Annotated in this window: 12 protein-coding genes, 1 tRNA gene and 3 pseudogenes; 10 read left to right on the forward strand and 6 right to left on the reverse strand. The window is 37.2% G+C overall.

Going from position 1 to position 10,286, the window contains the following annotated elements; all coding sequences use genetic code 11:
- A pseudogene (metG, locus tag HET73_RS09030) lies at nt 1-1,487 on the forward strand (methionine--tRNA ligase); the annotation flags it as partial.
- A gap of 105 nt (nt 1,488-1,592) precedes the next feature.
- Here metG and HET73_RS03750 read toward each other — a convergent pair.
- From HET73_RS03750 to HET73_RS03765, 4 genes and pseudogenes are all read right to left on the reverse strand, one after another.
- Nucleotides 1,593-1,901: a hypothetical protein gene (locus HET73_RS03750; RefSeq protein WP_174134040.1), complete on the reverse strand. Its 309-nt coding sequence runs from the start codon at nt 1,899-1,901 to the stop codon at nt 1,593-1,595.
- Nucleotides 1,902-1,951: 50 nt separating this feature from the next.
- A complete protein-coding gene (locus HET73_RS03755; RefSeq protein ID WP_174134041.1) occupies nt 1,952-2,392 on the reverse strand; it encodes a hypothetical protein in 441 nt (146 codons plus the stop codon).
- A 180-nt stretch (nt 2,393-2,572) separates the two neighbouring features.
- Entirely contained in the window at nt 2,573-2,842 is a 270-nt protein-coding gene (locus HET73_RS03760) for a hypothetical protein (RefSeq protein WP_174132904.1), read from the reverse strand.
- 75 nt (nt 2,843-2,917) lie between these two features.
- Nucleotides 2,918-4,380: pseudogene (locus HET73_RS03765) on the reverse strand (replicative DNA helicase).
- A 109-nt stretch (nt 4,381-4,489) separates the two neighbouring features.
- Between HET73_RS03765 and HET73_RS03770 the strand changes: the two are divergent.
- Both HET73_RS03770 and HET73_RS03775 read left to right on the forward strand, forming a co-directional pair.
- Nucleotides 4,490-4,572, forward strand: a tRNA-Leu gene (locus tag HET73_RS03770).
- A gap of 21 nt (nt 4,573-4,593) precedes the next feature.
- Nucleotides 4,594-5,081: pseudogene (locus HET73_RS03775) on the forward strand (RDD family protein); the annotation flags it as partial.
- A 243-nt stretch (nt 5,082-5,324) separates the two neighbouring features.
- On the opposite strand, the gene HET73_RS03780 reads toward HET73_RS03775, so the two are convergent.
- Nucleotides 5,325-5,801, reverse strand: a complete 477-nt coding sequence (locus tag HET73_RS03780) for a hypothetical protein (protein ID WP_174134042.1) — start codon at nt 5,799-5,801, stop codon at nt 5,325-5,327.
- Nucleotides 5,758-5,955, reverse strand: coding sequence for a hypothetical protein (locus HET73_RS03785; RefSeq protein WP_174134043.1), 198 nt, complete (start codon nt 5,953-5,955; stop codon nt 5,758-5,760). The genes HET73_RS03780 and HET73_RS03785 overlap by 44 nt, the downstream gene beginning before the upstream one ends.
- 421 nt (nt 5,956-6,376) lie before the next feature.
- Here HET73_RS03785 and HET73_RS03790 point away from each other — a divergent pair, with 421 nt between their 5' ends.
- The 7 genes from HET73_RS03790 to HET73_RS09425 all read left to right on the forward strand — a co-directional run.
- Nucleotides 6,377-6,613, forward strand: coding sequence for a hypothetical protein (locus HET73_RS03790; RefSeq protein ID WP_246209988.1), 237 nt, complete (start codon nt 6,377-6,379; stop codon nt 6,611-6,613).
- 267 nt (nt 6,614-6,880) lie between these two features.
- The gene (locus tag HET73_RS08090; protein ID WP_246209990.1) at nt 6,881-7,069 is read left to right on the forward strand and encodes a hypothetical protein; all 189 of its coding nucleotides are present in this window, start codon (nt 6,881-6,883) and stop codon (nt 7,067-7,069) included.
- A 243-nt stretch (nt 7,070-7,312) separates the two neighbouring features.
- Nucleotides 7,313-7,714, forward strand: a complete 402-nt coding sequence (locus HET73_RS03800; RefSeq protein ID WP_174133385.1) for a DUF3168 domain-containing protein — start codon at nt 7,313-7,315, stop codon at nt 7,712-7,714.
- Nucleotides 7,689-8,054, forward strand: coding sequence for a hypothetical protein (locus HET73_RS03805; protein WP_246210000.1), 366 nt, complete (start codon nt 7,689-7,691; stop codon nt 8,052-8,054). The genes HET73_RS03800 and HET73_RS03805 overlap by 26 nt, the downstream gene beginning before the upstream one ends.
- Nucleotides 8,055-8,116: 62 nt before the next feature.
- Entirely contained in the window at nt 8,117-8,707 is a 591-nt protein-coding gene (locus HET73_RS03810; RefSeq protein ID WP_246210002.1) for a hypothetical protein, read from the forward strand.
- A gap of 894 nt (nt 8,708-9,601) precedes the next feature.
- Nucleotides 9,602-9,745, forward strand: a complete 144-nt coding sequence (locus HET73_RS08095; RefSeq protein ID WP_246210004.1) for a hypothetical protein — start codon at nt 9,602-9,604, stop codon at nt 9,743-9,745.
- Nucleotides 9,742-10,286, forward strand: a 545-nt coding sequence (locus tag HET73_RS09425; protein ID WP_343033078.1) for a reverse transcriptase domain-containing protein, incomplete at its 3' end; no start/stop codon positions are given. The genes HET73_RS08095 and HET73_RS09425, both read left to right, overlap by 4 nt.

Consider the following 10,286-nt stretch of genomic DNA (forward strand, 5'->3'; position numbering starts at 1 on the left):
CCACACATCGGTCATGCATATACTTCTCTTTTATGCGACGTGGTGGCAAGGTTCATGAGACTTGCTGGAAAAAAAGTCAAATTTACTAGCGGCACAAACGAGCATAGAAAAAAATCGAAAAAGCGGCTAAAGCAAAGGGTATGCAGCCGAAAGTATTTACGGATGAAGTGAGCGTTTCGTTTAGGGAATTAGCTGAGTTCATGAACTTCCAATATGATGATTTTATCCACGGAATAACGTCACAAGAAAGCGGTGGTAGCTTTGTGGAATGGGCTTGAAGAGAGAGGAGAAATATATCTGGATTATTATTCAGGTTGGTATTCAGTTCGTGATGAAACGTTTTACTAGAAGTCGGAGGTGATAGATGGCAAAGCACCAACAGGCGCGGAAGTTCAGTGTATAAAAGAAGAGAGCTACTTTTTTCGTTTGTCAAATTGGCAAAATAAATTACTAGGGTTATATGAAAACCAGTCAAATTTCATCTTTCCTGAGAGCAAAAAAAAATTAGGTGGTATCATTTGTAAAATCAGGCCTCACTGACCTTTCAATTTCTCGCACTAGTTTAAATTGGGGAATAAAAGTGCCAGCCAATGACAAACACGCAATCTATGTCTGGATTGATGCACTCACTAATTACCTCACGTCAGTAGGCTTTCCTGGTACTGAAGGTGAAGAATATAATAGGTTTTGGGCAAACGACAGCTCTTCCAACGTTCATGTAATCGGTAAAGACATATTGCGCTTTCACGCCGTATATTGGCCGGCGATTCTCCTTGCAGCAGATTTGCCGCTGCCAAAGCAAATTGCGGTTCATGGTTAGTGGCTCAGCGAGGGAAAAAAATATCCAAGTCTCTTGGCAATGTCATAGATCCAATTGGCCTGGCTGAGGAGTTTGGCGTTGATCAGTTACGCTATTTTCTCCTCCGAGAAGCAAGCTTCGGCCAGGATGGCAACTTTAGCAAGAAAAATATGATCAGCCGAATAAATTCAGAACTGGCAAACAATATAGGCAATTTAGTGCAAAGAACAATTTCATTTTTACACAAACAATGCTCGGGAATTGTACCAACAGTTGATCAAAGCCTACTTAAAGGCGAGGAAGGCCTGCCCAATTGCAAAGCTATACTCGATAAAGCGACGGATCATCTATCAAAGTACGAGTTTAACCAGGTTATACTTCTATAATTATCAATATTTCTTTAGAAACCAATGCTTAGATAGACAAAAGTGCACCCTGGACATTGAGTAAAACCGATAGAGTGCGTATGAATTTAGTTATCTACAAATTACTAGAATATATCAGAATAATTGGCATTTTATTGCAGCCAATCGTCCCAAGGTCAGCAGAAATGATACTGAATCAATTGTAAATTCCAAGGGAAAAGCGTGATTCAAAATCTTTGTACAATGCATGCGTAAGTTCAGGCACTACACTACCTAAACATACGCCGGTTTTTTTTAGGTTTGATGTTAAAGTGGAGAAATAACTTTCCCTCTTATAAACGAGACTAGTTACTCATACTAACTGTAGGCAAAGCACAGCACAAATTTACATTACTTAGGTTTGTCTCTACTTAATATTCATTTATAGATCAAGGGGTTGATGTTTCATTTTTTGCCGTATGCTTGTTACTACCTCTGGTTACCTTACAATTCGGTGCAGGATCATTAGCACCAATTGTGTTGTTACTCTCTTCATTAAACATAGTTGGAAGAACACCACCATCCATAGTTTCTGATTTACGTAAATTCTTATACCATTGAGGCTCATCGTTAGCACTCTTATTCGCACCACTAATAAAGTTACTTATGTTAACCAATAAATTGCGAGGAACAGAGAGTATTCTACCCACCACACTCTGAGACTCGTTTTTATTATTTGTGTTATCTTCTTCAGACATACCAAAATTATTTTGGCAAACTCTTCAGCATCAGCTAGTGTTTTGCTATACTAATCAATCTGACTTTGCATAGTAAGTCTTGGACAAGTAGACGATAAGTTTGAGATTGCTGCACCACTTTTAGTACTATTAGTAAAATTACCTACTGCAATAGATGAGTTGTCGGCAACAGTAAATCCTCTATTCGCAGCAATATATGCTGAACATCCGGTTACTCCTGCTCCTAATGCTATCCAGCCTGCTGCTTTTAAACTAGGAATCCAATTACGTGCTGACTCAGCTGATGACATAATATCATAAGCATTTTTAAATTTATCTCCAACACTACTAATTGTCCCTTTTGCTGACTCAATTGGTGGATAATAAACATCTGTTAAGCCACGCTTAACAATACCAGGAACACGTCCACTACTGTACGCTTCGTTTAGAGATGCAAATGCTTTTTCTTCTTTTGGATTATTAATCTCTTCATTTTTTTTTATTAATTTCAATTTTCTGCTTAGAAATTTCTTCCTCTTTAGCTTTTACTTCCGCTTCTTTTTTAGTCAGCTGGTCATTTTGCCCAGAAATTGTTTGTTCTTGAGCTTGTATCTTAGCTTCTAACTCAGAAATGGTTTGCTTTTGATCCTGTACTATAGCTTCTTTCTCAGAAATAATTTTATCTTTACCTTCTATCTCATTTGCTTGACCACTTTAGCTAGTTGAGCATCTTTCTCAGAAATTGTTTTGTTTTTACTAATTGCAGCATATGAAAGTGGAATAGCTACAGCAGAAAATACAGCACCACCAATAATAAATGGAAGGCCAACACTTAATGCTGCAACGGGAGCAAAGAAACCAATATAAGGAGCTGCAGCAAACACTCCTGATGCTAGTAAAGTTCCGATAGCCAAAGCACCACTCACAAGATAAGGTGCGTTAGTTTTATTAAATATACTCATTATATACCTCACTAAAATTAATTTAGTATTAAGATTGTAGCACAAATAAAAAGGTATGTCAACTTTGTTAATAAATTAGTAAATTATAGCGTGGATTGCTGAAGGCTGCAAACTATAACTCTCCGTGTAATCTTTGAATGCGCCTCGATTAAAGTCAAAATATAGCTCTACACTGCAAATTGGTCCGTTTCTTTGTTTTGCGATAATGAGCTCTGCAATGTTTCTAATTTTTTCCATTTTCTCTTGCCATTCTCGATGTTTATTGCTTCCTTCACTTGGCTGCTTTCTCAGTTCGTAATATTCTTTTCTGTAGAGGAATATTACTATGTCTGCATCCTGCTCTATGCTTCCTGAATCATGCAAATCAGCAAGCTGTGGTTTTTTGTCGTCTCTCTGCTCAACAGAACGGGAGAGATGCGACAGTGCAACAATGGGATTATTTAGTTCCTTTGCAATTGCTTTCAAACCCTGCGTCACTTCCGAGATTTCTTGCACTCTATTTTCATTACTCCTTTTTGTTGTTCCTCTGATTAGTTGCAGATAATCGATAAATACCACCTCTACATTATATAGTTGATATAGCAGACGTATTCTGGTACCGAGAGCACTAATTGACAGTGCGGGAGTGTCATCTATAACAAAAGGTAATTCAGATAATCCTGCACAGGCATTAATAAATTCGTGCAATTCAAAATCACTAATTCTTCCGGTCAGTGCCTTATAGTAGCTAATTCCTGAATCTATAGTGATCAATCTTGCTGCTAATTGTTCCGCTGACATTTCAAGTGAGAAAAACGCTACATAATGTTGTTTATCTGCTCTTTTTTGCAATACCTTACAAGCATTAAAGGCAATGTTCAGTACCAGTGCTGTTTTACCCATAGAAGGCCTTGCAGCTAGAATTAATAGGTCAGATTTCTACAGACCACCAAGAAGCTGATTTAGGTCTTGGAGTCCGGTTGTAATGCCCAGCGCTTCTGGATTATTTTTTCAGCGTGCTTATCTTTTCAACTATATCTTTAACTGATCTTGCAAGCTTTATATACGTCTTCTCGCCTTGCTTTTTAACTGCTAAATTGAACAACTTGGTCATTGCTTGTTCAATCTGCTCATGTGCAGGGTTTTCGATGTCATAGCTATAACTATCACCAACTATCTCCTGCCCGAGCTTGATTAAGCATCTCCTTAAGTAAGTATCACGGATAATTCTAGTCAAGCTATAGATATCAAGCGCAATACTTGCCTTCGCTGCAAGCTTTGCAAGATATTCAACTCCACCGCACTTGGTAAATGCTTCGTCGTTCTCAAAAAAACATTTTGAGGCTCAGCTCATTGGCAACTATGCCGTGTTTTCTGGTCTTGGATATCTGCGTAAAAATAATTTGATGCAGCGGGTCATAGAAATTATCTGCTGTAATTATATCTTCATCTGCATCGCAAATTCTATTATCGCGAATCATTGCGCCGATGAGCATTTGCTCGGCATCTAAGTTATGTGGTAATTTGCATATTTCTTTGTCTACGTCTCTTGAATTAATGAGATCAGCTAATTAATTTATTTTAAGTTTTTAGAGTAACTATTGGTTATTGTAGAATAATTAGTTCTTGTTTGAAAGATAAAAAATTTGACCTATAGCACTAAAGCAGGCCCCTGTGGTGGAATGGTAGACACGGCAGACTCAAAATCTGCTTCTTGCAAAAGCATGCTGGTTCAAGTCCGGCCAGGGACACTCAAATGTTAGAAAGTGCATATGTTACATAGGTTTTTTGATCGCTTATTTTCTATTCTCTATTCTAAGAATGCTATTCAAAAGGTGAAAAAGAATGAAAATGTAATATGTTATGTAACGGGACTCAGGCGCTATATATCAGTATTGTTTGATTTAATTATCATCGTTTTATTATTGCATCTATGTGGCTAAGCCTTAAACCAACCTTCATGAGCTCAGAAAGTAGTAAAATATTGAGTCAAATTGCCGCAAATTATCAAATGCAAGTGCCACTGTCTGCAGAAGAAAAGGCGATGCAGGGCAGGCTCATTACATTACTGATTCTAAATCAAATAGTCCAATTCATTATGCTATTTAGCTATGTTGCATATATGTGGATAAAGTTCGCTGCTACGCCGGGAAAACTGCTACTGGGGCTCAGAATTGTGGATGCGCAAACTTTTGAAAAACTGACCCTAAGACAAACAACAAAGTGTTTTTTTCCCATCATATTGTCGTTCGCACAGATGTGCACTTGATACAGTCTTTATTATTTGGTTAAAATTAAGTTTTCTGGATCCCAGTATCAAGCACTGGGATGACAGGAGGAGGGGCTACTGGAATGACACCCTCCTCCAGTGTCTGGTCACTGGATTGGGGGCTACTTGGATGACAGGAGGGGTCTCACCGGATTTAAATCCAATTGAGAAGTTTTGGTTTACCATGTAATAAGAAAAGTGCTGCCAAGCCTGATATTAATTCGATTTCGTCTTTCAAAAATCTTGCCTGTTACCTATATCTACAGGTACTTCTAGTCCTTGTACGTTAGTTTTGTCTAGTTCATTACTAGGTTTTAATGCTACATACGTAATACCATAAGCAATAAATCCAACTAACACAGCAGCAGCGGCTAAAGCTATGCCAACTATAGCCAATATTGGTAATCCTATATCGGCAACACCACATCCAATACCAACCGCCAATGCAGCTCTAACACCACAAATGCTACCAGTTTTCATTGCTTTATCAATTGCCATGCTAGTTTCAACCTTATAAATTTTGTCCAGCATATCATTATCTCTATCTCTTTTAAAAAGAGCTTTTACTTTTTCGCGGTTATTTTTTCCTATACCAGCAAGAATGTATTTTAATATACCCGCCTCTTCAGCCGCATCTAAAATAATTTTAGCTCTTTCCCCCTGATCATTAAAACCTATAGCCAAGCGGTGTTTCAGTACGGTTATAACCATTTTGGAACTCTTGACGAATATTCGCAGTAGTAAGAACTGTTTGTAAGTCATCTTTCGAAGCTCTTGTGAGGACTTCAGTGATATCCTCACGATTTTTTCTTGCGTCCTGTAAATTATTATATAATTCCTGTTGTTCTTTTGTTAAACCAGACATACAGTTACCTCCATAAAAACTTATGTTTAATTATTACATATTCTAATATATACAAGTCAAGAAATTAATAAAAATCACCCACACTCAAACAAGAAAAAGGAGCGCGCGCGAATAAGCGAAACATTCTTCAACAATATAACTAACTAAAGAAAGAATTGAATTTTTATGGCAACAAAGAAACAAATTAGCTCACACAGATTTTAATTATTGACTCTCTTCAAAAATACAAAAAAAGCCTAGTACTTGGATGACAGGAGAGGAGGACTGCCATTATAGAGTAAATTAGATCCCAGTACTGGGATGACAGGAGAAGAGCAGCGTGTGAACAGCATTTACTCAATAGCGTGGTGTAGCATAATTTTTTTACTTTGGTAGTTTTTTATTGTCGTTATAATTATAATATGTATTAAGTTGGATAGGTATGAAGACTTTTAAAAAAAACTTTAAAAGTAAGGTAAAAAAGCTGGAAGAGTTCAATGAAGAAATTGACGACATAACAACTGTAGCTCTAGACAAATTTGCGCATGAACTTGAAAACATCGCATATGATAGTGTACAGAAATTTCGCAATTTGCTTGCAAACACCATCTTCAACAATATTCATTCTCAAAATATCAATTTGCTCAAAAATAGCTGCAAGTTCAAATTCTATCAATAAAAAGGGGGAAACAGCTTTAGTACGTTCTCTCCTTAATGTAGTGAAACAGACAATAAAGAACTTGTAGCACAAAGCATTTATGCCATCAACTTAATGTAAGAAATTTACTGGAAATTTATTTACAGCATACGAGATAAATAAACGGGAGGTTTATATGTCCACTTTGCCAAAAATACGTGTACAACGTAAATCTAAACTCAAATCCTTTCCAGTGATTTTAGAGGAAGTTATATTTTTTTACGCATTGAGAATGATCAAGATGATAAGTTGATTTCAGATCTAATTTTTATGGTTACCGACTACGGCGAATGGCAAGTTTCGTGTGAAGGTTATATACTTCGTAGGCTCTATTTAAGCTATGGTCCTGTGAGAGTAATAATATCTGCCACTGCAGCGATATCTAGAGATCAAGAAAAGGTGACACCTAAGTATTATTTTAGTGATGTAGGAGAGTAAGCTGAAATTTTTAGTTATTTAAATGCAATAAAAGTTGATGTTGCGTACGAAGCTGGCTATGACAACGTTCCCGAGCAGATAAAACTAAGTATTATGCAGCATGTTTCTGCTCTCTATAAAAATCGCGAATCAGAAGTGAATAGTTATTGAAGTAAAAGAGGTATACTCCCCATTTCGCTAACTACGAGTTGTTTTGTAGCCTCTTATCTAAAACTGCCGGCATTATCTTCACAAAGGTTAATTATGAAAAAAATTCAGGTTATAAATGAGTTGTATAATAGCATTTATGCCGCATTAAAGGCAGACTCTGATTTAAGGAAACATGTTATTAACATTTATGACTACTTACCTAAAAGGGTCACTATTCCGTATCTGAAGTTACACGTAGTGAACTATAGCAACCTGCATATGCTATCCAATTTTGCTACAAAGGCAAGATTTGTGTGTGATATATATACTTTTCATATAGGCAGTATGTTTGCCATTATAAGGCATATCAACTTGGTGCTTAAGGGCATTAAAGGTGAGACTATTTTAAAGAGTAATTGTGCTATGGATCAGCATGATGAAATTTTACATTCAACAATTAATTTTGATATTTTTATAAAAGGAGTGGACAATGAGCAAATTACAGCTAAAAGTTAAAGATCATGATAAAAATTATATTGTGCTAAATAATAAACGGAACTTAAGGCTTACTTTGCGTAATAACAGAGAAGAGATAAGAGACATTTCTTCTTTTGGCTGGAGAAAAGTACTTGATTGCGCAGGAAGTAGATACATTACGATAAAAATTAATAGAATTTTAGACTCTGTACTCTCTGATGAATTGTTGCTTAAGTCTGCTATGCTAAACTCTAATAACGATAATGAAATTAGTTTTAATGCTAAGGCAACGATAAGGCTCAATTGCTCGGTTGAACTATACGAGGGATATTACGACCCCGCTGCTTTTAAGTTTCACTGTAGTTTTAGCCAGTGCTGAAGTTGAAAACACCTTTCATTAACGTTAATTTAATCTTTTTGTGTACAAATTTTAATTAAATTATGAACGATGATTATCTTTTTGAAGAGGGGAATAATAGTGAAGAAGAAAATAACGATGACAGAAGAGAGAGGAATTTGAAAGATGAAACCCAGCTAGAAGAGCAGCAGAAAGACATAGTTCAAGACTATTTAAAAGCTTTTGAGAACATCTTAACCCAGATCGATGAAGGAATTGATAACTTAGGTAGTTTTGAAAGGACTATGCAAGTAAAGCGAAGTATAGATAGGCTCATAGAAACTTTGTATAGCCAGTCAGCATCCAAAAATATTGATACAGAACTTGAAACCACAAAACATTCTCGCGATAAATTAGAATCCAAGAAAAGAGTTATGGAAAAGAGAAAGAAACAAGTGATGGAAGAGATCTTAAGTGGTATCCAGCAACAAAAGGAGCTAATGAACGCTAAGGAAGGCCATGAAGTTGCAAGTGATGAAGATATACAAAGAACAAAGGCACGAATGAAGTCTTCAATCAGGGGAGTGTTGTTTTCAGTCATTGCTAATAGGATGGATCCAAGAAGAAGAGCTGGAGAAACTGCTGACGATAATGAAAAACAGACTCGCGGCAGGGAAGCAGTTGGTGGAGCCTAAGGTGCATTGTTGAAAGCGTTTTTAGCCTCAATTACTGCCACTATGCGCCAAATTGCTAAACCGCTTCAGAAACAAGAGACGTCTTTTGCAAAGCAGGTTGAGGAAAGCAGAAACACAGATTCGCAGAGAGGCAGATCTGTATATGTTTCTTATATCAATCTCTGATTTTTTTTGTTGAGTTAAAAATTGTAATACTCAAAAATAAGGTTGATAATTGTGAGCAATACTGTATAATTATTATATTTTAAAGCATTTAAGCTGTGGCATTTTCAAAATTTCCTGATCCAAAATTGGACCTAACATTCGTGCGACGTGAAAATTGCCTACTGAATTGTTTAGCTCTGACTAAACCGAGTGTTTTGCCACTCGTACCCTACTAAACTGTATAAGTACAGTAATGTCTTATGCAAAGCGTTTAGGACAATGAACCCGCTCGAAAAGGAGAAGTTCGGTCTGTGAAGAAGGAACGATGCTATAAGTGTCAAGTTGGCACGGGGGCTAGGGTGAACGGTATGGATAACAGAAGTGAATGATCGTAAGCATCGTTAAATTGAACAAGCCAAAGACACTGACAGGCTTGGACCAAAAGGTATGTGGTAGGTTATCGGAGTGAACGCATCTGATACGCAAACATAAACACCACCGGTGTATAGATCAATCCTAACCCGCTCGTTGTTTGATAGGTGGAACACGGAAACCCCGTATATCTCTGGATATATAGTAAGGTTGATTGCGAGAAAGACTATACGGGATTGGGAGTGTGGAAAAAGTGAATGCTCATCTGTAATGGATGAGATACAGGTTTAAACGTTATCTGGCTCGAAAGAGAACTGACGTCCACTACGGTCATCTTGAACAAGATTGTTTGTAAAACCTTTTAAGTGAGGAAAGCAGATGGTTACAGGTAAAATTGTAAGTGCACCTTTCGGTACGGCAGAACACTGGAATCAAATTAACTGGTTTCAGAGCAAGAAAAATACCAGAAGGCTACAAGCTCGTATTGTTCAGGCAACAAAAGTAGGAGATGGAATAAAGTGAAAATTTTACAACGCCTCCTAACACGTAGTTTTAGTGCTAAAGCATTAGCAGTCAAACGCGTAACTTCAAATAAAGGAAAATGTACAGCCGGTGTTGACAACCAGTTGTGGCAAAGCCCTTCAGCAAAATCTCAAGGAATTGCAAGCCTGAGGCAACGAGGATATCGCTCTCAACCTCTGAGACGAATTTATATTCCTAAGCCCACAGGCAGCAAGCGACCTCTTAGTATTCCCACTATGAAGGATCGGGCGATGCAAGCCTTATATCTTATGAGTCTTGATCCTGTTGCAGAAACAATAGGAGATATACACTCATATGGATTTAGGAAACACCGCTCAGCTGCTGATGCGATAAGCCAGATCCACAAAACTTTGGCGGGACGCAACAGATCGCAATGGATCCTAGAGGCGGATATTAAGAAGTGTTTCGATGAAATAGACCATTGCTGGTTAGAAAGCTCAATTCCAATAGAAAAGAATGTTCTCAGCAAATGGTTAAAATCTGGGTTCATAGAAAAACAAATGTTCCGCTCTACAGTGGC

The sequence above is a fragment of the Wolbachia endosymbiont of Atemnus politus genome, assembly GCF_013309895.1.

Excerpts from the sequence above, each read along its gene's own strand:
- HET73_RS03785 (WP_174134043.1), bottom strand. The coding sequence starts at position 5,955 with ATGTCTGGTTTAACAAAAGAACAACAGGAATTATATAATAATTTACAG.
- HET73_RS03805 (WP_246210000.1), top strand. The coding sequence starts at position 7,689 with ATGAGCAAATTACAGCTAAAAGTTAAAGATCATGATAAAAATTATATT.
- HET73_RS03760 (WP_174132904.1), bottom strand. The coding sequence starts at position 2,842 with ATGAGTATATTTAATAAAACTAACGCACCTTATCTTGTGAGTGGTGCT.
- HET73_RS08095 (WP_246210004.1), top strand. The coding sequence starts at position 9,602 with ATGGTTACAGGTAAAATTGTAAGTGCACCTTTCGGTACGGCAGAACAC.
- HET73_RS03780 (WP_174134042.1), bottom strand. The coding sequence starts at position 5,801 with ATGGTTATAACCGTACTGAAACACCGCTTGGCTATAGGTTTTAATGAT.
- HET73_RS03790 (WP_246209988.1), top strand. The coding sequence starts at position 6,377 with ATGAAGACTTTTAAAAAAAACTTTAAAAGTAAGGTAAAAAAGCTGGAA.
- HET73_RS03810 (WP_246210002.1), top strand. The coding sequence starts at position 8,117 with ATGAACGATGATTATCTTTTTGAAGAGGGGAATAATAGTGAAGAAGAA.
- HET73_RS03800 (WP_174133385.1), top strand. The coding sequence starts at position 7,313 with ATGAAAAAAATTCAGGTTATAAATGAGTTGTATAATAGCATTTATGCC.
- HET73_RS03750 (WP_174134040.1), bottom strand. The coding sequence starts at position 1,901 with ATGTCTGAAGAAGATAACACAAATAATAAAAACGAGTCTCAGAGTGTG.